Source organism: Streptomyces sp. NPDC020958, assembly GCF_055562175.1.
Window position 1 is genome coordinate 423,427 of record NZ_JBVHFU010000005.1, and the last position, 22,692, is coordinate 446,118.

19 protein-coding genes and 3 tRNA genes are annotated in these 22,692 nt (G+C 71.9%); 12 read left to right on the top strand and 10 right to left on the bottom strand.

The genetic code is table 11. From position 1 onward, the window contains the following. Positions 1 to 38 precede the first annotated feature (38 nt). From ACZ3KP_RS18920 to ACZ3KP_RS18940, 5 genes are all read left to right on the top strand, one after another. Positions 39 to 2,351 carry a DNA polymerase III subunit gamma and tau gene (locus tag ACZ3KP_RS18920; RefSeq protein WP_467500864.1) on the top strand — a complete coding sequence of 771 codons (2,313 nt, stop codon included), beginning with the start codon at positions 39 to 41 and terminating at the stop codon, positions 2,349 to 2,351. 83 nt (positions 2,352 to 2,434) lie between these two features. Next, positions 2,435 to 3,688: a phosphoribosylamine--glycine ligase gene (purD, locus tag ACZ3KP_RS18925; protein WP_467500866.1), complete on the top strand. Its 1,254-nt coding sequence runs from the start codon at positions 2,435 to 2,437 to the stop codon at positions 3,686 to 3,688. Positions 3,689 to 3,984: 296 nt separating this feature from the next. Next, entirely contained in the window at positions 3,985 to 5,985 is a 2,001-nt protein-coding gene (locus ACZ3KP_RS18930; RefSeq protein WP_467500868.1) for a M48 family metalloprotease, read from the top strand. Positions 5,986 to 6,236: 251 nt separating this feature from the next. Further along, on the top strand, positions 6,237 to 7,727 hold the full coding sequence (locus ACZ3KP_RS18935) for a N,N-dimethylformamidase beta subunit family domain-containing protein (RefSeq protein WP_467500870.1): 1,491 nt from the start codon (positions 6,237 to 6,239) through the stop codon (positions 7,725 to 7,727). 91 nt (positions 7,728 to 7,818) lie between these two features. Beyond that, positions 7,819 to 8,718, top strand: coding sequence for a phosphoribosylaminoimidazolesuccinocarboxamide synthase (locus ACZ3KP_RS18940; RefSeq protein WP_361333049.1), 900 nt, complete (start codon positions 7,819 to 7,821; stop codon positions 8,716 to 8,718). A 65-nt stretch (positions 8,719 to 8,783) separates the two neighbouring features. On the opposite strand, the gene ACZ3KP_RS18945 is transcribed toward ACZ3KP_RS18940, so the two are convergent. From ACZ3KP_RS18945 to ACZ3KP_RS18980, 8 genes are all read right to left on the bottom strand, one after another. Further along, positions 8,784 to 8,856 (bottom strand) — tRNA-Gly (locus tag ACZ3KP_RS18945). 22 nt (positions 8,857 to 8,878) lie between these two features. Then, on the bottom strand, positions 8,879 to 9,493 hold the full coding sequence (locus ACZ3KP_RS18950; RefSeq protein ID WP_360567768.1) for a response regulator transcription factor: 615 nt from the start codon (positions 9,491 to 9,493) through the stop codon (positions 8,879 to 8,881). Continuing rightward, the gene (locus ACZ3KP_RS18955; RefSeq protein WP_467500970.1) at positions 9,490 to 10,986 is read right to left on the bottom strand and encodes a histidine kinase; all 1,497 of its coding nucleotides are present in this window, start codon (positions 10,984 to 10,986) and stop codon (positions 9,490 to 9,492) included. The genes ACZ3KP_RS18950 and ACZ3KP_RS18955 overlap by 4 nt, the downstream gene beginning before the upstream one ends. A gap of 17 nt (positions 10,987 to 11,003) precedes the next feature. Continuing rightward, on the bottom strand, positions 11,004 to 11,825 hold the full coding sequence (locus ACZ3KP_RS18960) for an ABC transporter permease (protein ID WP_467500872.1): 822 nt from the start codon (positions 11,823 to 11,825) through the stop codon (positions 11,004 to 11,006). Then, a complete protein-coding gene (locus ACZ3KP_RS18965) occupies positions 11,822 to 12,760 on the bottom strand; it encodes an ABC transporter ATP-binding protein (RefSeq protein WP_467500874.1) in 939 nt (312 codons plus the stop codon). Before ACZ3KP_RS18965 ends, ACZ3KP_RS18960 begins: the two co-directional genes overlap by 4 nt. Positions 12,761 to 12,897: 137 nt before the next feature. After that, positions 12,898 to 12,973 (bottom strand) — tRNA-Gly (locus tag ACZ3KP_RS18970). Between the two features lie 80 nt (positions 12,974 to 13,053). After that, positions 13,054 to 13,125 (bottom strand) — tRNA-Gly (locus ACZ3KP_RS18975). A 135-nt stretch (positions 13,126 to 13,260) separates the two neighbouring features. Continuing rightward, entirely contained in the window at positions 13,261 to 13,578 is a 318-nt protein-coding gene (locus ACZ3KP_RS18980) for a histone-like nucleoid-structuring protein Lsr2 (RefSeq protein WP_132888214.1), read from the bottom strand. A 328-nt stretch (positions 13,579 to 13,906) separates the two neighbouring features. Between ACZ3KP_RS18980 and purS the strand changes: the two genes are divergently transcribed. From purS to purL, 3 genes are read left to right on the top strand one after another with little or no spacing between them, the layout of a single operon-like run. Further along, entirely contained in the window at positions 13,907 to 14,170 is a 264-nt protein-coding gene (gene purS, locus ACZ3KP_RS18985) for a phosphoribosylformylglycinamidine synthase subunit PurS (protein ID WP_007383088.1), read from the top strand. Continuing rightward, positions 14,167 to 14,847: a phosphoribosylformylglycinamidine synthase subunit PurQ gene (purQ, locus tag ACZ3KP_RS18990; protein WP_358971277.1), complete on the top strand. Its 681-nt coding sequence runs from the start codon at positions 14,167 to 14,169 to the stop codon at positions 14,845 to 14,847. The genes purS and purQ overlap by 4 nt, the downstream gene beginning before the upstream one ends. Next, a complete protein-coding gene (purL, locus tag ACZ3KP_RS18995; protein WP_467500877.1) occupies positions 14,844 to 17,102 on the top strand; it encodes a phosphoribosylformylglycinamidine synthase subunit PurL in 2,259 nt (752 codons plus the stop codon). The genes purQ and purL overlap by 4 nt, the downstream gene beginning before the upstream one ends. 60 nt (positions 17,103 to 17,162) lie before the next feature. Here the strand turns inward: purL and ACZ3KP_RS19000 are convergent, their stop codons facing one another. Further along, positions 17,163 to 17,747, bottom strand: coding sequence for a Uma2 family endonuclease (locus ACZ3KP_RS19000; protein ID WP_467500879.1), 585 nt, complete (start codon positions 17,745 to 17,747; stop codon positions 17,163 to 17,165). 127 nt (positions 17,748 to 17,874) lie between these two features. Here ACZ3KP_RS19000 and ACZ3KP_RS19005 point away from each other — a divergent pair, with 127 nt between their 5' ends. The 4 genes from ACZ3KP_RS19005 to purM all read left to right on the top strand — a co-directional run bounded on the left by ACZ3KP_RS19005 (position 17,875) and on the right by purM (position 22,040). Next, positions 17,875 to 18,672, top strand: a complete 798-nt coding sequence (locus ACZ3KP_RS19005) for a maleylpyruvate isomerase family mycothiol-dependent enzyme (protein ID WP_467500881.1) — start codon at positions 17,875 to 17,877, stop codon at positions 18,670 to 18,672. 78 nt (positions 18,673 to 18,750) lie between these two features. Beyond that, entirely contained in the window at positions 18,751 to 19,161 is a 411-nt protein-coding gene (locus tag ACZ3KP_RS19010; protein WP_467500883.1) for an META domain-containing protein, read from the top strand. Positions 19,162 to 19,381: 220 nt separating this feature from the next. Then, positions 19,382 to 20,911: an amidophosphoribosyltransferase gene (gene purF, locus ACZ3KP_RS19015; RefSeq protein ID WP_132888210.1), complete on the top strand. Its 1,530-nt coding sequence runs from the start codon at positions 19,382 to 19,384 to the stop codon at positions 20,909 to 20,911. Positions 20,912 to 20,942: 31 nt separating this feature from the next. Then, complete coding sequence (gene purM / locus ACZ3KP_RS19020; protein WP_467500886.1) at positions 20,943 to 22,040, top strand: phosphoribosylformylglycinamidine cyclo-ligase; 1,098 nt, start codon at positions 20,943 to 20,945, stop codon at positions 22,038 to 22,040. 140 nt (positions 22,041 to 22,180) lie between these two features. On the opposite strand, the gene ACZ3KP_RS19025 is transcribed toward purM, so the two are convergent. Continuing rightward, complete coding sequence (locus ACZ3KP_RS19025; RefSeq protein WP_132888208.1) at positions 22,181 to 22,441, bottom strand: DUF3073 domain-containing protein; 261 nt, start codon at positions 22,439 to 22,441, stop codon at positions 22,181 to 22,183. Positions 22,442 to 22,692 lie beyond the last annotated feature (251 nt).

A 22,692-nucleotide genomic window follows, 5' to 3' on the forward strand; every position in this document is an offset into this window, starting at 1 on the left:
GGGGTGGGTTGTCAGTGGGCGCCTATAACCTCGTAGGTGTGTCGTCTCTCGCGCTGTACCGCCGCTATCGCCCGGAGTCGTTCGCCGAGGTCATCGGGCAGGAGCATGTCACCGACCCGTTGCAGCAGGCGCTGCGGAACAACCGGGTCAATCACGCGTACCTGTTCAGCGGGCCGCGTGGGTGCGGGAAGACCACCAGCGCGCGGATCCTGGCACGCTGCCTGAACTGCGAGAAGGGTCCGACGCCGACCCCCTGCGGTGAGTGCCGGTCCTGCCGCGACCTCGCCAGGAACGGCCCGGGATCCATCGACGTCATCGAGATCGACGCGGCCTCTCACGGTGGTGTGGACGACGCCCGTGACCTGCGCGAGAAGGCCTTCTTCGGACCCGCGGGCAGCCGCTACAAGATCTACATCATCGACGAGGCCCACATGGTCACGTCGGCCGGCTTCAACGCCCTGCTCAAGGTCGTCGAGGAGCCCCCGGAGCATCTGAAGTTCATCTTCGCCACCACCGAGCCCGAGAAGGTCATCGGGACCATCCGGTCGCGGACCCACCACTACCCGTTCCGGCTGGTGCCGCCGGGGACGCTCCGGGAGTACCTCGGCGAGGTGTGCGGCAAGGAGCAGATCCCCGTCGAGGAGGGCGTGCTGCCGCTCGTCGTGCGGGCCGGTGCCGGGTCCGTGCGTGACTCCATGTCCGTCATGGACCAGCTGCTCGCCGGGGCCGGCCCGGAGGGTGTGACCTATGCCATGGCCACCTCGCTGCTCGGTTACACGGACGGGTCCCTGCTCGACTCCGTCGTCGAGGCGTTCGCCACCGGGGACGGTGCCGCCGCCTTCGAGGTCGTGGACCGCGTCATCGAGGGGGGCAACGACCCGCGGCGCTTCGTCGCCGACCTGCTGGAGCGGCTGCGGGACCTGGTCATCCTCGCCGCCGTCCCGGACGCCGCGGAGAAGGGGCTGTTCGACGCCCCCGCCGACGTCCTCGAACGCATGCAGGCCCAGGCAAGCACCTTCGGCGCGGCCGAGCTCAGCCGCGCCGCCGACCTCGTCAACGCGGGGCTCACCGAGATGCGCGGCGCCAACTCCCCGCGCCTCCAGCTGGAGCTGATCTGCGCCCGGGTGCTGCTGCCGGCCGCGTACGGCGACGAGCGGTCCGTCATGGCCCGCCTCGACCGGCTGGAGCGGGGCGTCACCTTCTCGGGCGGTGGCGCCGCGCCCGCGATGGGGTACGTCCCCGGGCCCGACGCCCACCCGCAGGCCGCGGGTGGTGCCCCGGCCGGGCCTCCGGTTCCGCCGGGGGGCGGGATGGCGGCGGCACGGGCCGCCGTACGCGGGGGAGCGGCACCCACGGCCACGCCTCCCGCGCCGACACCGGTCCAGCAGCCCCCGGCCCCCGCGCCGGTGCCTGCGGCACAGCCCGTGCGACCGGTCCCACCGGTCCCTCCGGTCCAGCAGTCCCCCGCCCCCGCCGCAGCGGCCCCCGGCCCCGCTTCCGCGCCCGCCGCCCCCGCGCCTGGCGCCTGGCCCACGGCGGCCTCCGCGGGCGGCGGCGCCCGCCGTCCCGGCGGCTGGCCCACGGGCGCGAGCACGGGTGCGGGTGCCGGTCCGGGCGGCCCGGCGGCGGCCCAGCAACCCCCGGCCTCCGCCCCCGCGCCGACCCCGGCCACCCCCCAGGCCCCGGCGGCCCAGGCTCCTTCGGCGGCCCCCGCCGGCGGTCTCGACCCCCGTGTCCTGTGGCCGAACATCCTGGAGGCGGTCAAGAACCGCCGCCGTTTCACCTGGATCCTGCTCAGCCAGAACGCCCAGGTCACCGGCTTCGACGGCACCACTCTCCAGATCGGCTTCGTCAACGCGGGCGCCCGCGACAACTTCGCGAGCAGCGGCAGCGAGGACGTGCTGCGGCAGGCGCTGTCCGAGCAGTTCGGCGTGCAGTGGCGGATCGACGCGGTCGTCGACCCCACGGGCAGCGGTGGCGGAGGCGGCGGCCCGGTCGGATCCGCCCCGGCGGGCTCCGGGTACGGCGGCGGGCAGCCCGGCGGCGGCTACGGCGGCGCACCGGCGGCATCCGGATACGGCGGCTACGGCGGCCCGGCCGCGGCCGCTCCGGGCCGCCCGGCGTCCCCCCAGCCGGCGTCTTCGCCGCCCACCGCGACGGCCCAGGCACCGGTGGCCGCCCCGACGCCCGCCGCCCCTCCGCCCAGCGCCCCGGAACCGCCCCCGGTGTCCCCCGAGGACGACATCCCGGAGGAGGACGACCCCGACCTCGACGAGTCGGCCCTCTCCGGCCCCGAACTGATCATCCGGGAGCTGGGCGCGACCGTGGTGGAGGAGATCCGGAACGAGTAGCGGGGGGCCTCGGGAGGGCAGTCATGTCCGCGGCCCCACCCTTGGAGGAACCTCCAGCCGACCCGCCCGGCTACGCTGGCCCCGTGAAGGTCCTCGTCATCGGCAGCGGCGCCCGCGAACACGCCCTGTGCCGCTCCCTGTCCCTCGATCCCGACGTCACCGCGCTGCACTGCGCTCCCGGCAACGCCGGCATCGCCGAGGTGGCCGAGCTGCACCAGGTCGACGCCCTCGACGGTGCCGCCGTCACCGCGCTGGCCCGGGAACTCGGCGCCGACCTCGTCGTGGTCGGCCCGGAGGCCCCGCTCGTCGCCGGGGTCGCCGACGCCGTGCGCGAAGCGGGCATCCCGGTCTTCGGCCCCTCCGGGGAAGCCGCGCGGATCGAAGGGTCCAAGGCGTTCGCCAAGGACGTGATGGCGGGGGCCGGAGTGCCCACCGCCCGTTCGTACGTATGCACGAACGCCGAGGAGGTCGCCGAGGCCCTCGACGCCTTCGGGGCGCCGTACGTCGTGAAGGACGACGGGCTCGCCGCCGGCAAGGGCGTCGTCGTCACCGGTGACCTCGACGTCGCCAAGGCGCACGCCGCCGGGTGCGAGCGGGTGGTCATCGAGGAGTTCCTCGACGGCCCCGAGGTCTCCCTCTTCGCGATCACCGACGGCGAGACGGTCCTGCCGCTCCAGCCCGCCCAGGACTTCAAGCGTGCCCTGGACGACGACCAGGGCCCGAACACCGGCGGCATGGGGGCGTACTCCCCGCTGCCCTGGGCCGACCCCAAGCTGGTGGACGAGGTCCTGGAGACGGTTCTCCAGCCGACGGTGGACGAGATGCGGCGGCGCGGCACCCCGTTCTCCGGGCTGCTCTACGCCGGCCTCGCGATCACCTCGCGCGGTGTCCGGGTCATCGAGTTCAACGCCCGCTTCGGCGACCCGGAGACCCAGGTGGTCCTGGCCCGGCTGAAGACGCCGCTGGCCGGGGTCCTGCTGGCCGCCGCGACCGGCACCCTCGCCGACCTGCCCCCGCTGCGCTGGACCGAGGACGCGGCGGTCACCGTCGTCGTCGCCTCCCACAACTACCCCGGCACCCCGCGCACCGGCGACCCCATCACCGGTCTCGACGCGGTGGCCGCCGAGGACGCCCCGTACGCCTACGTCCTGCACGCCGGGACGAAGCACGAGGGTGACGCGGTCGTCAGCGCCGGTGGGCGCGTCCTCTCCGTGACCGCGACCGGCACGGACCTGGCCGAGGCCCGGGAGCGCGCGTACACCGCCGTGGCCCGGATCGGCCTCGACGGCTCCCAGCACCGTACGGACATCGCGGCGAAGGCGGCGGCCGGGGCCTGACGCCGCGGCGGCGTCGTTTTCCACACCCTTTCGACTCTCTCGTTCCTGATCAGGCCCCGGACCCGAAATCCGGGGCCTGATCCTTGCTGTCTGTCGATCACCTCTGACCAAAGCCATTCCATCGAGTGACCGATGCCCCATCCGGCTGACGGGGGCCGGGGCCCCAACTAGGGTGCGGCGCAAGGATTCCGGCACTTGGCCCACCGGCATTGCGATGTCAGTGACGGGTGCCACAGTGGGGGAGTGAGCACAGCCAGGACAGCGCCAGGACAACAGGGAGGGGGTGAGGGCCGGTCGTGACCGGAATCGGTGTGGAGGCGGGGGCGCAGGCGGCCCGTGCGCGGGCGCTCGCCGTGCTGCGCGTCCGCGGCCGTGCCCTGGCCGTGGCGCTGCTCCCCGCGGCGGCCACGGTGATCCTGCTGGCCGGCGGTGCCACCGGCCACCTCGTGGGCCGGGGCTGGGACACCGCCCGCTGGGTCGTCGGCGTGCTCGCCCTGGTCGTCCTGCTGGCCGCCGCCGGGGTCGCCGTGGTCGTGGCCCGCGCCCGGCCGGCCGTGACACCCACGGTCCCGATCCCCGAGGAGTCCGCCCCGGACCTGTACCGGATGGTCCGCGACCTCGCCGACCGCCTGGCCGTCCCGGCGCCCTCCGCGATAGCGCTCACCCCGGACTGCGACAGCTGGCTGGAGGACCGCACCCACCCCGCGCACGGCCCGCCCGCTCCGCGCCGCGGCGACGAGCTGGGCGACCCCGGGGCGCACCGCCGCGCCCCGGCCGCGCCCGTCCTCGTCATAGGCTCCCCGTTCCTGTGGTGGATGCGCGTGGGCGAGCTCCGCGCGGTCCTCGCCCCGGTCGTCGCCGGTACGGGGCCCTCGGCGCACCCCGACATAGCGGCCGCCCGCCGTTTCGTCCGCGGGCTGGACGCCGCGGTGGCCGTCGCGACGTCCCCGCGCCGCCCGGCGGCCCGCCTGCTGTGTGGGGGAGTGGGCTGGGTGGCCCGGCTGCTGCTGCGCGGCTGCCGGGAGCACGCGGCCCTCATGGAGCGCGGGGTGGCCGCCGCCGCGGCGGAGCGGGCCCAGGCCGTGGACTACGGGCTGCGGATCGTCGCCCAGGAGCAGGTCGGCCTGGCGTACGCGGGCTGGGACCGGCTGCTCACCCGGGTCGCGCTGCCCGCGTGGCGGATGGGCCGCTGGCCCTCCCGGCTGGACGCGGGCGTGGTCGCGGCGCTCACCGAGCTGTCCCGGCGGGACCGGCTGGCCGAGGGGTTCGCCTCCCGGCTGGGTGAGCGGCCGGCCTGTGACCTGCTGGAGGAGCCGGGGCTGGTGGACGAGGCCGCCTCGCTGCTCGCCGCCCGCCTCTTCCACGGCGGCCCCGCCGAGCCCGGCCCGGCCTGGGCGCCGGTGGACTGGCAGGAGTATCCGGACGAGGTCGTCGACCGCATCTGGCGGACGGAGGCGGCCAGGCTGCACCGCGTCCTGGACTCCCTGGGCGTCCGGGCCACCCTCGACCCCGGCGCGCCGGACCCCGGCGGCCCCACCCTGGCCCGGGTCCTGGACCACCTGACCGCCACCCCCGACCGCACCACCCACGAGAACCCCCTCCGGGCCGACGCGGAGCACCTCCCCGCCGAGGGGGACCGGCCCTCGACCCGCGCCGAGCACTTCCCGACGGAAGGGGACCGCCTCCGGGCCGACGCGGAGCACCTCCCGACGTACGCCGGCCCCCTCCCGGCCGATGCGAACCGTCCCCCGCTCCACGACGAACACCAACCGACCGACACCGAACACCTTCCGCCCTGCACCGAGCACCCCCCGGCCGACACCGAGCACCCCCCGCCCTACGACGACGAGCCCACCGGTACCGAGCGCAGTGTCGCTCTCGCCGCCGGTCTCACCGCCGCTCTCGCCCAGGAGGAACGCGAGCAGGCGGCCGTCGGCGCCACCGCCACCGCTGCCGCCCGCCCCGGCCCCGTCGGCACCGCCGGGCAGGCGGGCCTCGGCGGCCCCCTCTGGGACGACGGCGCGCTGCCCCTCTTCCCGCTCCAGCCACCGCGCACCGCCCGGGAACTCCTCGCCGACCACGTCAAGGCGATGGTGTGCTGCGCGGCCATGGACACCGCCGGGGCCACCCCCGGCCTGGACTGGCTCGACGGCCCGTCCCTGCTGGTCGACGGCGTGCGGGCCGCCGACCTGACGCCCAGAGTCCTCAGCCTCATCGAGGAGGGAGACCCGGCCCCGCTCCGGGCCTGGCTGGTCGAGTCCGGGATACGCCCCGAGAAGCCCGTCCGGCTGGTCTGACCTGGGGCGTTCCGACGCCTTAACGGAGCGAACTGTTCCACTTAAGGCAAATTCGCAACGAACCGTGACAGGACGCGTGCGTTATGTGATGTGCTTGGACCGTTCGGTGAATGGCAAGCGCATCCGACATAAGACAAACGCATCCGGCACGAGGCGACACGAGGACAGGCGCCACGGCCACCGCCCGAACAGCAAGCGCACGTCGACTCGTATCAGCACACCTCACGGGGGCACGAGGGAGGGGAGCCACCATGGCATCGGACCACATCCGCCGCTGGGAGTCGGGAGCACTCGCGCACGCCGTCACGGACCCCTTCGGCCTGGGGCCGGTCCCCTGGCTGCGCGGCAGCGAGACGTATTTCGACGACACCGGACACGTCGTCCCGTGGTACGTGGACCCGGGCGTCCAGCCGACCGGCGGCAACCCGCGGATCCCCGCACCGCGCAAAGCCGTCGGCCCCCGCTCGGCGGACGACGTGCACCGTCAGATCAAGGGGTTCACCTCGACCGGCGCGGTCGCCCCCGGCGAGGCCGTCGACTTCCACGTCACGGTCGACCCGCCGCAGGAGTTCAGCGTCGACATCTACCGCATCGGCCACTACGAGGGCGACGGCGCGGCGAAGATCACCACCAGTCCCCGGCTGTCCGGCATCGTGCAGCCGCCCCCGCTGGCCGCCGACCGTACGGTCTCCTGCCACCACTGGTGGCTGTCCTGGCGGCTGCAGGTCCCGTCGTACTGGAGCATCGGCGCGTACGTCGCCGTCTTGACCACGGCCGACGGCTACCGCTCGCACGTCCCCTTCACGGTCCGCGACAACCACCCGGCCGACCTGCTGCTCCTGCTGCCCGACATCACCTGGCAGGCCTACAACCTCTACCCGGAGGACGGCCGTACCGGCGCCAGCCTCTACCACGCCTGGGACGAGCAGGGCCGGCTGCTCGGCGAGGCGGACGCGGCGACCACCGTCTCCTTCGACCGGCCGTACGCGGGCGCGGGCCTGCCCCTGCACGTCGGGCACGCCTACGACTTCATCCGCTGGGCCGAGCGCTACGGCTACGACATCGCCTACGCCGACGCCCGCGACCTGCACGCCGGCCGTGTCGACCCGACCCGTTACCGGGGCCTGGTCTTCCCGGGCCACGACGAGTACTGGTCGCAGCAGATGCGCCGTACGGTCGAGCTGGCCCGGGACAGCGGCACCAGCCTGGTCTTCCTCTCCGCCAACACCATGTACTGGCAGGTGGAGTTGGGGCCCTCGCCGTCCGGGGTCGCGGACCGCCTGCTGACCTGCCGGAAACGCAAGGGTCCGGGGAAGCCCGTGCTCTGGCGCGAGATCGACCGGCCCGAACAGCAGACGGTCGGGATCCAGTACGCGGGCCGGGTGCCCGAGCCGTCCCCCCTGATCGTGCGCAACGCGGACCACTGGCTCTGGGACGCCACCGGCGCCCACGACGGCGACGAACTCCCGGGCCTGGTGGCGGGCGAGGCCGACCGCTACTTCCCGCGCACCGCGCTGCCCGAGCACGAGGAGCGCATCCTGCTCGCGCACTCCCCCTACACGGACAACGACGGCGTCCTCCGCCATCAGGAGACCTCGCTCTACCGCGCCCCCTCCGGCGCGCTGGTCTTCGCCTCCGGGACCTTCGCCTGGTCCCCGGCCCTGGACCGCCCCGGCCACATCGACTCCCGCGTCCAGCGCGCCACCGCCAATCTCCTGGACCGGATCTGCAAACGCGACTGACCCGCGCCGGGTCCACGCGGCCCCCGTGTCCGCCGTCGGCCCGGCATACGGGAGAATCGAGGGCATCTGTACAGAACCACGGGGAGGAACCGTGTCCGGATTCGTCGAAAAGCCCGAGCCTGTGGAGGTCCCGGGTCTGGTGCATCTGCACACCGGCAAGGTGCGCGAGCTGTACCAGAACGAGGCGGGCGACCTCGTGATGGTGGCCAGTGACCGTCTGTCGGCGTACGACTGGGTGCTGCCGACCGAGATCCCCGACAAGGGCCGGGTGCTCACCCAGCTCTCCCTGTGGTGGTTCGACAAGCTCGCCGACCTCGTCCCGAACCACGTGATCAGCACCGAGCTGCCCGAGGGCGCCCCCGCCGACTGGGCGGGCCGCACCCTGGTCTGCACGTCCCTGAAGATGCTCCCGGTCGAGTGCGTGGCCCGCGGCTACCTCACCGGCTCGGGCCTCGCCGAGTACCAGGAGTCCCGTACGGTCTGCGGGCTCGCGCTGCCCGAGGGCCTGGTCGACGGCTCCGAGCTGCCCGGCCCGATCTTCACGCCGGCCACCAAGGCCGAGGTCGGCGAGCACGACGAGAACGTGTCGTACGAGGAGGTCGCCCGGCAGGTCGGCGCCGAGACGGCCGCCCAGCTGCGCCAGACCACCCTCGCGGTGTACGGCCGCGCCCGGGACATCGCCCGGGACCGGGGGATCATCCTGGCCGACACGAAGTTCGAGTTCGGCTACGACAACGACACCCTGGTCCTCGCCGACGAGGTCCTCACCCCGGACTCCTCCCGGTTCTGGCCGGCCGACGAGTGGCAGCCGGGCCGCGCCCAGCCGTCGTTCGACAAGCAGTACGTGCGCGACTGGCTGACCTCGGCCGAGTCCGGCTGGGACCGCCGCGGCGAGCAGCCTCCGCCGGCGCTGCCGGAGCGGGTGGTCGAGGCGACCCGGGCGAAGTACATCGAGGCGTACGAGCGCCTGACGGGCCAGAGCTGGGCCTAGGGACTGTCACGGCAGACGCCGGACACGAAGAAGACCCCGGTCCGGTGGACCGGGGTCTCATCCCGAGCGGACGACGAGGCTCGAACTCGCGACCTCAACCTTGGCAAGGTTGCGCTCTACCAACTGAGCTACGTCCGCATGCGCCGTGGCGCGAGAGCAACTATACCCAACCTCGCTCCCGTGCGAGACGCACTGCCGCATGACGGTTCTCCGCACCGAGTTTGGTGACGGCGGAGGAGAGGTAGTTGCGCACGGTCCCCGGGGACAGCGCGGCCCGCTCGGCGATCTCGGTGACCGGCGCCCCGTCGGCCGCCAGTTCCAGCACCTCGGCCTCCCGGCTGGTCAGCGGCGAGTCCCCGGCGGAGATGGCGTCCGCGGCCAACTCCGGGTCGACGTAACGGTTTCCCGCGTGCACGGTGCGGATGATCTCGGCGAGCCGCTGGGCGCTGACCGTCTTCGGGACGAACCCCCGGACACCCGCCGCGAGGGCCCGTTTCAGATGCCCGGGCCGTCCGTGGCCGGTCACGATCAGCACCCGGCAACCGGGCAGTTCGGTCCGCAGCGATGTGGCCACCTTCACACCGTCCGCCCCGGGCATCTGGAGGTCCAGCACCACCACGTCCGGCCGGTGGGCGCGCGCCATGGCCAGCGCCTCCGGCCCGCTCGCCGCCTCCGCGACCACGACCAGATCGTCCTCCAGACCCAGCAGGGCGGCCAGCGCGCCCCGGATCAGATGCTCGTCGTCGGCGAGCAACAGTCGCACCACAGGCGTCATGAAGTGACTCCGCTCACACTCGGATCGGCCGTGCGCCCGGACAACGGCACCGAGGCCACCACCCGGAACCCGTCCGCTCCCACCGGCCCGGCCTCCAACGTCCCGCCCACCCCCGCGAGCCGCTCCCGCAACCCGACGAGCCCGGACCCGGCTCCCTCACCGCCCCCGTCCCGGGAACCGCCGACGGTTCCGGCGCCGTCCGCAGCGCCGCCCCCGGAACCGCTGACGAGCCCGCCGGCTGCCTCCGCGGCACTCGCCCCTGGGCCGGTGGCGGCCCCGACCGGGACGGCGGAGCCGACCCCTGGACCGGCCGGCAGGCCGGCTTCACGCACCACAGTCCCGGCAGCCCCTGTCCGGTCCGGGGACCCGGTGGCTCCGGCAACCCCCGACCCGCTCACCGCCGCGTTCCCGCCTCCTCCCGCACGTGCGGGCGCGGCCCCGTCGTTCTCCACCGTCAGCACCACAGCTCCCTCCCGTATCCGCACCCCGACCGCACACCGTCCCGCGTCCCCGTGCCGCAGTACGTTCGTGGTGGCCTCCCGCACCACCCACCCGAGCGCCGACTGCACCTCGGCGGGCAGTCCGGTGGTGTCCCCGGTCACCTCGCAGGAGATCCCGGCGGCGGACAACACCCCTTGTGCTCCGGTGAGTTCGGCGCCCAGATCGGCGTCCCGGTACCCCCGGACGACGGCCCGTACCTCCCGTTGCGACTCCTGCGCGATCCGCTGCACCTCGACCATCTGCTCGACGGCCTCGGGCCGTTCGCGCCGGGCCAGCTGCACGGCCAGTTCGCTCTTGAGGGCGATGACGGCCAGGTTCCGGCCGAGGACGTCGTGCAGGTCGCGCCCGAACCGCAGCCGTTCCTCGGCCACGGCGAGCCGGGCCCGGGTCTCACGGGCCTCGTCGAGTTCGTAGACGGCGTTCAGCAGCCAAACGGAGAAGATCGAGGCGGCGGCGAGGAACCCGCCGGACAGAAGCACCACGCATCCCATGACCAGCGCGGCGAGTCCGGGCATGCCCAGCGGGACGGAGACCGCTCCGGCCCCGCAGGCGAAGCCCGCGACGATGGCCGCCACCCGCCGCCGGTCGCGGGCGCCGAGCGCCAGGGTGCCGGCGCCGAAGGCCAGCACCCCCACGAAGACGGAGGCAGCCGCCCCGTGGACCTGGTAGCGGCCGCCGTGCTCGCGCAGCACGAGGGCCGTGACGGCGACCGCGTAGCTGGCCGCGCCGAGCAGCCACAGCAGCCGCACCGGCCGCTCCCGAAGTCCCCGCGTCCAGTCCAGGGCCCGGGAGGCGGTCAGCGCGCAGAGCGCCGCATGCGCGACGACCAGCGCGGTCAGCCAGCCCCAGGGCGCCGGTCCGGCCTTCCCGAACGCCGGCAGCCCGATCGTCGTGACCTCGATCAGCGCGAAGAAGTGGAACGACCACCGTGTGTACGTCTCGACCTTGGCGGGGGTGGTCTTGCCCCGCCACCAGCCGCCTGCCCCGCCCATCCCGGTCCCGTCCTCCGTCAGCGCCGAGGTTCCCAGCGGAACCACCGCCGTACAGCAAACACCGCCACCACCGTCCAGGCCAGCGCGACGAGCACGGTGCCGAAGGCGTCGTACGCGGTCAGTTCGCCGGTCCAGCCGGCCCGGACCAGCCGGACGGCCGGGGAGAGCGGGAGGAACTCGGAGACCGCGGTGACCGGGTCGGGCAGGAGGTCGGTGGGCAGGACGATGCCCGAGCCCAGCATCGAGACGAAGACCAGCGGCAGCGCGGTGACCTGGGCGCTCTCGGTGGTGCGGGTGACGGCCGAGGTCAGTGCGGCGAGCGCGGCACTGAGCGACAGGCCGGTGAGCAGTCCCAGCACGGTGAGGTACGGCGCCTTCGGCGCACCCGCGTCGAGCAGGACCGTGCAGCCGGCGGCCAGGACCAGCGCCTGCGCCAGGCCGAGGCAGACGGCGGGCAGCGCGGTGCCGCCGAGGATCTCCAGGTCGGTCGGCTCCCCCGTGCGCAGCCGCTTGAGGACGAGTTCCTCGCGGCGGGCCACGTACGCGCTCACCAGGGAGGTGTACACGGCGAAGAGGAAGGAGAAGCCGATGGCGGCGGTGAGCATCACGGCGCCGAGGTTCCCCTTGAGATCGCCCCGGTCGATCGCGGGCCGCGCGGTGAGCGGCAGCGCGAGGGGCACCAGCAGCGCGGTGACCACGGCGCTCCGGTTCCGCGCGAGCAGCGCGAACTCCGCCCGTGCCAACGCCCTGACCCGCCGCCGTGACCGGCTCCCGGATCCGGTGGACCGGCTGAACCCGGCCCGGTCCGGCGTGGCCGTCGACTCGTCCGGGAAGCTCATGCCGCCGCCCCCGTCTCCCGTGCGATGCCCAGGAAAGCCTCCTCCAGGGAGGCCGAGCGCATGTCGAGGGAGTGCAGTTCCACCCGTGACCTCTCGGCCCAGGACAGCAGTCCGGTGGCGGTGCGCTGCAACTCCGGTGTCCGCAGGCGTACTACGTCCCCGTCCAGCTCGTGTCCGCTCACCCCCAGCGGGCCGAGCGGTGGCAGGTCGCCCAGGAAGTAGCCGGTGGGCAGCCGGAAGGAGATCCGGGCGGGCTGCGCGGCGGTCACCTCCGCCGGGGTCCCGGTCACCGCGATGCGCCCCGCGTGCAGGATCGCGAGCCGGTCGGCGAGGTCCTCGGCCTCCTCCAGGTAGTGCGTGGTGAGCAGCACGGTCGTGCCGGTGTCGCGCAGTGCGCGGACCAACTCCCAGGTGTCCCGGCGTCCCTCGGCGTCGAGGCCGGTGGTCGGCTCGTCCAGGAACAGCACCTCGGGCCGGCCGAGCAGGGCCAGCGCGAGGTCGAGACGGCGCCGCTCGCCGCCGGAGAGCTGCTTGACACGCACGTCCGTCCTGCCGCCGAGCCCGACCAGGCCGAGCACCTCGGCCGGCGGCCGGGCTCCGGTCGTACAGCCGGCCCACATCCGTACCGTCTCGCCGACGGTCAGTTCGGCGGGGAAGCCGCCCTCCTGGAGCATGACGCCGGTGCGCGGACGTACGGCGGCCCGCTCGCGGTAGGGGTCGTGGCCCAGGACCCGCACCCGGCCGCCGTCCGGTGGCACGAGACCTTCCAGGAGTTCGACCGTGGAGGTCTTTCCGGCGCCGTTGGTGCCCAGCAGTGCGTAGATCTCACCGCGGGCCACGGAGAAGTCGATTCCGCGGACCGCCTCGAACCCGCCCCCGTAGACACGTCGGAGATCTGTGACCTCAATCACGTGTTCGTGTTCGCTGTGTTCCATGGCTCAAGCGTCCCGGCGGTCGGGGCGCGGAAGCAGTGCGTGGTGTCATCAGTCGGCATGACAAATGTCAGCGGCAGCCGAAAGCGGCCGAGGGCACGAAAAAACCCCAGTCGACGACTGGGGTTTCTCGTGGAGCCTGGAGCGGACGACGAGGCTCGAACTCGCGACCTCAACCTTGGCAAGGTTGCGCTCTACCAACTGAGCTACGTCCGCACTGCTCCCGACCGGCTCCCACCGATCGGTGCGAGCACCAGCCTACCTGATCCACAAGCTGCTCAGGACCGGCGGTGCAGAGCGGGTGACAGGAATTGCACACTGCGCCTTCCCCCTGGAAGGGGGATGTTCTGCTACTGAACTACACCCGCATGTACTCCGTGGGCTTCGGCCTTTCGGCCTCGCCCCTCGGCGTGCTCCAGACATTAGCTGATCAGCAGGGGGGTAGCGCAAGTCGGCTGTCCCCAGGGGCGGCTGACGCACCCTGGGGGCAGCCGGCCGCCCTGTCACTGGGCGGCGCTGAACGCCTCGTAGACCTTCTTCGGAATGCGTCCGCGCGCCGGGACGTCCATCTTGTTCGCCTGCGCCCAGGCGCGGACGGCCGCCGGGTCGGGGGCGACCTCCGTCTGCTTGTACGCCTTGCCCGACTTCGACCGCTTGCGGCCGGCGACCACGAACGGCTCCAGGGCGGTCCGCAGTTTCTCGGCGTTGGCTTGATTCAGATCGATCTCGTACGACTTGCCGTCGAGTCCGAAGGCGATCGTTTCCGCCGCTTCCGAGCCGTCGATGTCGTCAAAGAGAGTGACCACGACCTTCTGCGCCACGAATATCGGTCCCTTCGTGTGGCACGTCTATCCAGCTCATCACAGCTCAACGGTGATGCGGCGATGACATGCCGAGTATCGGCTATTGCCAATTCATTTGTACAGTGCCTGGCAATACAAAGTGAAGCTCGACTAAATCCGCCGCGTGTCCCGCGCGCAATAGACGGTGCGGGCGAACACGGGGAACTTTCCCAGAACTTTTCGTGTGGATCCTCCACCGTCACCCGATCGTGACGCGGCTCACGTAGTTTCCTACAACTCTACCCGCGTAGAAATTGGGACCGGGTAGTCTGAAGGCACCAGCTCAGCACCAACACCGGGAGTGCCAGTGGCACGCGTCGTAGTCGACGTCATGCTCAAGCCGGAGATCCTCGACCCCCAGGGCCAGGCGGTCCAGCGTGCGCTGCCGCGCCTGGGTTTCGACGGCATCTCCGACGTACGTCAGGGAAAGCGATTCGAACTGGAAGTGGACGGGCCGGTCGACGAGGCCGCGCTCGCCCGCATCCACGATCTTGCGGAATCCTTCCTCGCCAACACCGTGATCGAGGACTTCACCGTCAAGGTGGAGGAAGTCGCGGAGGCGGCGAAGTGACCGCTCGTATTGGCGTCGTCACTTTCCCGGGCAGCCTCGACGACCGCGACACCCAGCGCGCCATCCGGCTCGCGGGTGCGGAACCGGTCGCCCTCTGGCACAAGGACAAGGACCTCCACCAGGTCGACGCGGTGGTCCTTCCCGGTGGTTTCTCCTACGGCGACTATCTGCGCGCGGGCGCCATCTCCCGCTTCTCGCCGGTGATGGAGACCGTCATCGAGCAGGCGAAGGCCGGCCTCCCGGTCCTCGGCATCTGCAACGGCTTCCAGATCCTCACCGAGGCCCACCTGCTCCCGGGCGGGATGCTCGGCAACGACCACCTGCACTTCATCTGCCGCGACCAGAAGCTGCGGGTGGAGAACGCGGACACGGCCTGGACGACGGACTACTCCGCGGGCCAGGAGATCCACATCCCGCTGAAGAACATGGACGGCCGGTACGTCGCCGACGAGTACACGCTCGACAAGCTGGAGGCGGAGGGCCGGGTCGCGTTCCGGTACGTCGACTTCAACCCGAACGGCTCGCTGCGCGACATCGCCGGCATCACCAACGAGGCCGGGAACGTCGTCGGCCTGATGCCGCACCCGGAGCACGCCGTCGAGCCGCTCATCGGCTCCGGCCGCACCGACGGTCTCCCGTTCTTCACCTCGATCCTCAAGAAGCTGGTGGGCGCATGAGCCGGACGCCTCTGGACACGGTCGAGCACGCGGCCGCGACCCCCGACGTCGAGCTGCCCTGGGCCGAACTCGGTCTGAAGAAGGACGAGTACGAGCGGGTGGTGGAGATCCTCGGCCGCCGCCCGACCGGCGCCGAGCTCGCCATGTACTCGGTCATGTGGTCCGAGCACTGCTCGTACAAGTCCTCCAAGGTCCACCTCCGCCAGTTCGGCGAGAAGGCCCCCCAGTCCGACGCGCTGCTCGTCGGCATCGGCGAGAACGCCGGTGTGGTCGACGTCGGCCAGGGCTACGCGGTCACCTTCAAGGTCGAGTCGCACAACCACCCGTCGTACGTCGAGCCCTACCAGGGCGCCGCGACCGGCGTCGGCGGCATCGTCCGCGACATCATCGCGATGGGCGCCCGGCCGGTGGCCGTGGTCGACCCGCTGCGCTTCGGCGCGGCCGACCACCCCGACACCAAGCGCGTCCTGCCCGGTGTCGTCGCCGGCATCGGCGGCTACGGCAACTGCCTGGGCCTGCCGAACATCGGCGGCGAGGTCGTCTTCGACGCCTGCTACCAGGGCAACCCGCTGGTCAACGCCGGTGCCATCGGCGTCATGCGGCACGAGGACATCCACCTCGCCAAGGCCTCCGGCGCGGGCAACCAGGTCATCCTGTACGGCGCGCGGACCGGCGGCGACGGCATCGGCGGCGCGTCGATCCTGGCCTCCGAGACCTTCGACGACGCCAAGCCCTCCAAGCGCCCCGCGGTCCAGGTCGGCGACCCCTTCCAGGAGAAGCTCCTCATCGAGTGCACCCTGGAGGCGTTCCGGGAGAAGCTGGTCGTCGGCATCCAGGACCTCGGCGCGGCCGGCCTGTCCTGCGCCACCTCCGAGCTCGCCTCCAACGGCTCCGGCGGCATGCGCGTCACCCTGGACGACGTACCGCTGCGCGACTCCACGCTCTCGCCCGAGGAGATCCTCATGAGCGAGTCGCAGGAGCGCATGTGCGCGGTGGTCGAGCCGGCGAAGGTCGCCCGCTTCCTGGAGATCTGCGAGAAGTGGGACGTCATCGCCACCGTCATCGGTGAGGTGACCGACGGCGACCGGCTGGAGATCTTCTGGCACGGCGAGAAGATCGTGGACGTCGACCCGCGCACGGTCGCGCACGACGGCCCGGTCTACGAGCGCCCGTACGCCCGCCCGTCCTGGCAGGACGAGCTCCAGGCGGACGACGCGAACAAGCTGCCGCGGCCCGCGACGGCGGCGGAGCTGAAGGACCAGGTTCTCAAGCTGGTCGGCTCCCCGAACCAGGCCTCCAAGAAGTGGATCACCTCGCAGTACGACCACTTCGTGCAGGGCAACACGGTGCTGGCCCAGCCCGAGGACTCGGGCATGATCCGCATCGACGAGGAGACCGGCCTCGGCGTGGCCATCGCCACCGACGGCAACGGCCGGTACGCCAAGCTGGACCCGTACGCGGGCGCCCAGCTGGCCCTCTCCGAGGCCTACCGGAACGTGGCGACCACGGGCGCCAAGCCGCTGGCCGTCTCCGACTGCCTGAACTTCGGCTCGCCCGAGGACCCGGCGGTGATGTGGCAGTTCGCCGAGGCCATCCGTGGTCTCGCCGACGCCTGCCAGCAGCTGGGCACCCCGGTGACCGGCGGCAACGTCTCCCTCTACAACCAGACGGGCGAGGCGGCCATCCACCCCACCCCGGTGGTCGCGGTCCTCGGCGTCATCGACGACGTCGCCCGCCGCACGCCGGTCGCCTTCCAGGAGGAGGGGCAGCTGCTCTACCTCCTCGGCGACACCCGTGAGGAGTTCGGGGGCTCGGCCTGGTCCCAGGTCGTCCACGACCACCTGGGCGGCCTGCCCCCGAAGGTGGACCTGGAGCGGGAGCGGCTGCTCGCCGAGATCCTGATCTCCGCCTCCCGCGACGGCATGATCGACTCCGCGCACGACCTGTCGGACGGCGGTCTGATCCAGGCCGTGGTCGAGTCCGCGCTGCTCGGCGGCAAGGGCGCGCGGCTGGTCGTACCGGACGGGCTCGACGCGTTCACCTTCCTGTTCTCCGAGTCGGCGGGCCGCGCGGTCGTCGCGGTGCCGCGCTCGGAGGAGGTCCGCTTCAACGACATGTGCGGCGCCCGGGGCCTGCCGGTCGCCCGCATCGGTGTGGTGGACGGGGACGCGGTGGAGATCCAGGGCGAGTTCGAGCTGTCGCTGGCCGAACTGCGCGAGGCCCACGAGGGCACGATCGAGGCGCTGCTGGCGTAACCGGCCGCAGAACGCACGAAGACCCCGCCCGGATGCTCTTCCGGGCGGGGCCTTCCCGGCTCAGCGGACGTAGTTCTTGAGGATCTCCGTGTCCAGTTCGATGCCGATCGGTTCGGGAAGGAGCACCTTCTCACCGAACTTCGCGGTACGGACGACGCGGTAGCCACCGACCTTCCGGTCCGGCGAAGTGTGCACCGTGACCGTGCAGGAGTCGCGGTCGATCAAGAGGTAAAGAGGGATGTCCGCCTGGCCGTACGCCGCAGGCTTCTCATGCCGGTCCCGCCGGTCCGTGTCCGAGTCGTACGAGGTGACTTCAACGACCATGAGCGCCCCGTCCGGGTCCGCCCATTCGCCGTACCCCGCGAAGCCGGCCTCGGGCGCGAGCACGGCGTCGGGCTTCGCCCTGCCCTGCCGGTACGCGGCGACCCGTAGGCCGCGACCGTGGTACACGTCCAGGTCGGGTCGGGCTTGAATACAGCGTTTGGTCAGCCAGGACACGATGGTGTCGTGGTCCCCGTCCGTCACCTTCTTGACTCCGATCCGTCCGTCGATGAACTCCAACGTGACGGTCTCGGGAGCGGCGGAGGCGATCGTTTCGAACTCCTCCACCGACATCTGAGACGTGCGCTCGGCCATAACCGTCATGTTGCACCCCCTTCCAGGCGAAGGCCAGCGTCGCCCGGTTCCGGCGGGGCGCGGGCCGGTTTCGCCGTTGATCACTCGCGCGGGTGATCGCGCCCGACTGTCAGACCCACGGCATACGCTCGCCGTCATGCCTACCGTCAGGAAACGCGCCAGGACGTACGACCCCGTCAGAACCCGTACGGCGGTCCTCGACCAGTTCTCGAACGTGCGGGACGCCGTCCGCGGCCTCACCCCCGAGCAGCTCGCCCTCCCCACCCGGCTCGGTGAGTGGAGCGTGCGGGACCTCGTCGCCCACCTCGGGATGGCGGTCACCGCCGTGCACCGGGCCCTGGCCGAGCCCGAGCCCGCGCGGGCGGACGCGACCCCGCTGGACTGGCCGTTCCGGACCGCCGCCAACTCCGCGGCCATCGCCGACTTCACCCGGCGGGTCGCCGCCGAGCACCCCGACCTCGACGCCTACCTCACGGACGTCGACGCGAGCTTCCGCGCCCTGCTCGCCGAGCACCCCGGCACCCGGCTGCTCGCCACCAGTGCCGGCGCGATGTCCCTGGACGACTACCTGGTCACCCGTGCCGTCGAGCTGGTCGTCCACACCGACGACCTCGACGCCGCCGTGCCGGGGCTCCAGGTGGCGTACGACCGGCAGGCGCTGGCCGCCTGCACCCGGCTGCTCGCCGACGCGCTCGCCGTGAAGGCGCCCGGCGGCTCCACCGAGGTGCGCGTGCCGCCGTACGCCGTGGTGCAGTGCGTCGAGGGGCCCCGGCACACCCGGGGCACCCCGCCGAACGTGGTCGAGACCGACCCGCTGACCTGGATGCGGCTGGCCACCGGGCGGCTGGGGTGGACGGAGGCGGTGGCGGACGCGAAGGTCGACGCGAGCGGGGAGCGGGCGGACCTCGGGGCGTACCTCCCCCTGATGGGCTGACGGAACCGATCACCCCGTGCGTTCCGTCGAATCGGTATGTACGGGTACAAGCAGCGCACGCGGCCCAGGACCCCGGCCATGACGGCGGTCGCCGTGCTCGTCACGCTCGCGCTGGCCTGCGCGGGCGGGAAGGATGGCTCCATGAGCGACCGGCAACCGGTGACCGGCATCGAGTGGACCGTCGACAGCGTGACCGTCGACGGCACCACCCACCGCGCGCCGGCGCCCGCCCATGTGAAGATCGAGGACGGCAGGGCCGCCGGCAGCTACGGCTGCAACCGGTTCAGCGCCACCGCCGAGGTCACTGGCGACCTGATCCGGCTCAGCCACGCCCGCTCCACCCGGATGGCCTGCGACGAAGCCCGCATGACCTTCGAACGCGCCCTCGCCCGCACCCTCGCCGCGGGCCCGCTCACCACGCGGACCGAGGGCCGGAACCTCACCCTCACCACCCCCGGCGGAGACCTGGTCCAGCTGTCCAGGAAGTGAACCGGGCCGCCCGAATCATGTGCGACACCTCACTCAGAGATACGGTACGAGGGGGTTGCGCCGACCGCGGTCCGCACGAACAGGGCCCGTCTGGAGAATCATCCCACCGCGCTGACCAGCGAAAATGGAGAAAGCTACGACCGTGGTCGCGATCGTAGATCCATTACGGCCGGGAATCCCCAATTCGGACCAGTGGTCGACCTCGCCTACACTCGGTGTCGTGCCACGTGGTGACGGTCTCCTCAATCACGATCTGCTCCCCGGTGAGAAGGGCCCCCAGGACGCTTGCGGCGTCTTCGGTGTCTGGGCTCCCGGTGAAGAGGTCGCCAAGCTCACGTACTTCGGGCTGTACGCCCTCCAGCATCGGGGCCAGGAGTCCGCGGGTATCGCGGTCAGCAACGGCTCCCAGATCCTCGTCTTCAAGGACATGGGCCTCGTCTCCCAGGTCTTCGACGAGACTTCGCTCGGTTCCCTGCAGGGGCATATCGCGGTCGGTCACGCCCGTTACTCGACCACCGGTGCCTCCGTGTGGGAGAACGCCCAGCCGACGTTCCGTGCCACCGCGCACGGTTCGATCGCGCTCGGCCACAACGGCAACCTGGTCAACACGGCGCAGCTCGCCGAGATGGTCGCCGAACTCCCCAAGGACCACAACGGCCGCTCCACCCGGGTCGCGGCCACCAACGACACCGACCTGCTCACCGCGCTGCTCGCGGCCCAGGTCGACGAGAACGGCAAGCCGCTGACCATCGAGGAGGCCGCGCACGTGGTCCTCCCGCAGGTGCGGGGCGCCTTCTCCCTCGTCTTCATGGACGAGCACACCCTCTACGCCGCCCGTGACCCGCAGGGCATCCGCCCGCTGGTCCTCGGCCGCCTCGAGCGCGGCTGGGTGGTCGCCTCGGAGTCCGCCGCGCTCGACATCTGCGGCGCCAGCTTCGTCCGCGAGATCGAGCCCGGCGAGTTCGTCGCCATCGACGAGAACGGCCTGCGCACCTCCCGCTTCGCGGACGCGAAGCCCAAGGGCTGCGTCTTCGAGTACGTGTACCTGGCCCGCCCCGACACCGACATCGCCGGGCGGAACGTCTACCTCTCCCGTGTGGAGATGGGCCGGATGCTCGCCAAGGAAGCCCCGGTCGACGCCGACCTGGTGATAGCGACCCCGGAGTCCGGCACCCCCGCCGCCGTCGGCTACGCGGAGGCCTCGGGCATCCCCTTCGGCAACGGCCTGGTCAAGAACGCCTACGTCGGCCGGACCTTCATCCAGCCCTCGCAGACCATCCGGCAGCTGGGCATCCGCCTGAAGCTGAACCCGCTGAAGGAAGTCATCAAGGGCAAGCGCCTGGTCGTCGTCGACGACTCGATCGTGCGCGGCAACACGCAGCGCGCGCTGGTGCGGATGCTCCGGGAGGCGGGCGCCGCCGAGGTCCACATCCGGATCTCCTCGCCGCCGGTCAAGTGGCCGTGCTTCTTCGGCATCGACTTCGCCACCCGCGCCGAGCTGATCGCCAACGGCATGACCATCGAGGAGATCGGCACCTCGCTCGGCGCCGACTCGCTGGCGTACATCTCCATCGACGGCATGATCGAGGCGACCACCATCGCCAAGCCGAACCTGTGCCGCGCCTGCTTCGACGGCGAGTACCCGATGGAGCTCCCGGATCCCGAGCTGCTCGGCAAGCAGCTCCTGGAGACCGAGCTGGCGGCCGGTCCGGCAGCCACGGCCGCGGCCGACGCGATCCGTCGCCCGTAAGCCCTGTCATCAACCCGAAAGATCCCAGGCAATGTCTGCTGTGTCTAACCAGTCGTCTCCGGTGACGGGCACCCCCTCCGGCGCCTCCTACGCGGCCGCCGGTGTCGACATCGAGGCGGGCGACCGCGCGGTGGAGCTCATGAAGGAGTGGGTGAAGAAGACGCGGCGCCCCGAGGTCCTCGGCGGCCTCGGCGGTTTCGCCGGCCTCTTCGACGCCTCCGCGCTCAAGAACTACGAGCGCCCGCTGCTCGCCTCGGCGACCGACGGCGTGGGCACGAAGGTGGACATCGCCCGGCAGCTGGGCGTCTACGACACCATCGGTCACGACCTCGTTGCCATGGTCATGGACGACATCGTGGTGTGCGGCGCGGAGCCGCTGTTCATGACCGACTACATCTGCGTCGGCAAGGTCCACCCCGAGCGGGTCGCCGCGATCGTCAAGGGCATCGCGGAGGGCTGTGTGCTGGCCGGCTGCGCCCTGGTGGGCGGCGAGACGGCCGAGCACCCGGGCCTGCTCGGCGCCGACGACTTCGACGTCGCCGGTGCCGGTACGGGCGTGGTGGAGGCCGACCGGCTGCTCGGCGCGGATCGTATCCGTACGGGTGACGCGGTGATCGCGATGGCGTCCTCCGGGCTTCACTCGAACGGGTACTCGCTGGTCCGGCACGTGCTGCTGAACCAGGCCGGTCTCGCTCTCGACGCCCACATCGAGGACCTGGGCCGCACCCTCGGCGAGGAACTCCTGGAGCCGACCAAGATCTACTCGCTGGACTGCCTGGCGCTGATGCGGACGGCTGAGGTGCACGCCTTCAGCCACGTCACCGGTGGCGGTCTGGCCGCGAACCTGGCCCGGGTGATCCCCGACCACCTGCACGCGATCGTCGACCGCGCCACCTGGACGCCGGGCCCGATCTTCGAGCTGGTCGGCCGCACCGGTGACGTCGAGCGCCTCGAACTGGAGAAGACGCTCAACATGGGTGTCGGCATGATCGCGATCGTCCCGCAGGAGTCCGTGGACGTGGCGCTCACCACACTGGCCGACCGCGGGGTCGAGGCCTGGGTGGCCGGCGAGATCACCGAGCGCGGCGAGCGCACCACCGGTGCGGAACTGGTCGGCGACTACGCCTGACGGCGGGTGCCGGTCGGCCGGTGCCCGACGGCCGGCCGCGCCGGTCGGTGAACGAACGCGACAGCACGAAACCCGGTCCGGTGTCGAGGCCCCGGACCGGGTGAAGTGCAGTTGCTACGAGAACTGCTGAGAGTGGTACGTCAAGCACCACGACGATGTTGCGACTGGGGACTGGACTGGTCGTCCTCGTCCTCGTCGTCATCATCGTTATAGAGATCCGCGTACTGGGCGTACGGGTCGTCGTCCTCGTCGTCGTCCTCGAACGGCTCGCCGTTCGGCGGCTGGCTCGAAGTCGATGCGCCCAGCTCGCTGGCCAGACGTGACAGGTCAGTCCCACCGCTGTTGTACTTCAGCTGGCGGGCGACCTTCGTCTGCTTGGCCTTGGCCCGGCCGCGCCCCATGGCTCGACCCCCTCGGTGACGGGGCTCGACGGCCCCAGAGTCTGACACGCGTTCATGATCCGGAACGGGCTCTCCTCGGAGAGACCGGTCCGTAGGGCTTCCACGGTACCTGAGCCCGCGCCCATACGGTACGTCGCCCGCACCACGCGCCTGACTCCATGACCCGCGGAGTGCCCCGTCCCCGCTGGTCAAGGACGATTTTAACCACTTCGTGGCGAGCGACCCGCCGACGAACGTGAGAGTTCTCTCCA

Excerpts from the sequence above, each read along its gene's own strand:
- ACZ3KP_RS19005 (WP_467500881.1), top strand. The coding sequence starts at position 17,875 with ATGCCTACCGTCAGGAAACGCGCCAGGACGTACGACCCCGTCAGAACC.
- ACZ3KP_RS18965 (WP_467500874.1), bottom strand. The coding sequence starts at position 12,760 with ATGGAACACAGCGAACACGAACACGTGATTGAGGTCACAGATCTCCGA.
- ACZ3KP_RS19025 (WP_132888208.1), bottom strand. The coding sequence starts at position 22,441 with ATGGGGCGCGGCCGGGCCAAGGCCAAGCAGACGAAGGTCGCCCGCCAG.
- ACZ3KP_RS19000 (WP_467500879.1), bottom strand. The coding sequence starts at position 17,747 with ATGACGGTTATGGCCGAGCGCACGTCTCAGATGTCGGTGGAGGAGTTC.
- ACZ3KP_RS19010 (WP_467500883.1), top strand. The coding sequence starts at position 18,751 with ATGACGGCGGTCGCCGTGCTCGTCACGCTCGCGCTGGCCTGCGCGGGC.
- purM (WP_467500886.1), top strand. The coding sequence starts at position 20,943 with ATGTCTGCTGTGTCTAACCAGTCGTCTCCGGTGACGGGCACCCCCTCC.
- purL (WP_467500877.1), top strand. The coding sequence starts at position 14,844 with ATGAGCCGGACGCCTCTGGACACGGTCGAGCACGCGGCCGCGACCCCC.
- ACZ3KP_RS18960 (WP_467500872.1), bottom strand. The coding sequence starts at position 11,825 with ATGAGCTTCCCGGACGAGTCGACGGCCACGCCGGACCGGGCCGGGTTC.
- ACZ3KP_RS18935 (WP_467500870.1), top strand. The coding sequence starts at position 6,237 with ATGGCATCGGACCACATCCGCCGCTGGGAGTCGGGAGCACTCGCGCAC.
- ACZ3KP_RS18955 (WP_467500970.1), bottom strand. The coding sequence starts at position 10,986 with ATGGGCGGGGCAGGCGGCTGGTGGCGGGGCAAGACCACCCCCGCCAAG.
- ACZ3KP_RS18950 (WP_360567768.1), bottom strand. The coding sequence starts at position 9,493 with ATGACGCCTGTGGTGCGACTGTTGCTCGCCGACGACGAGCATCTGATC.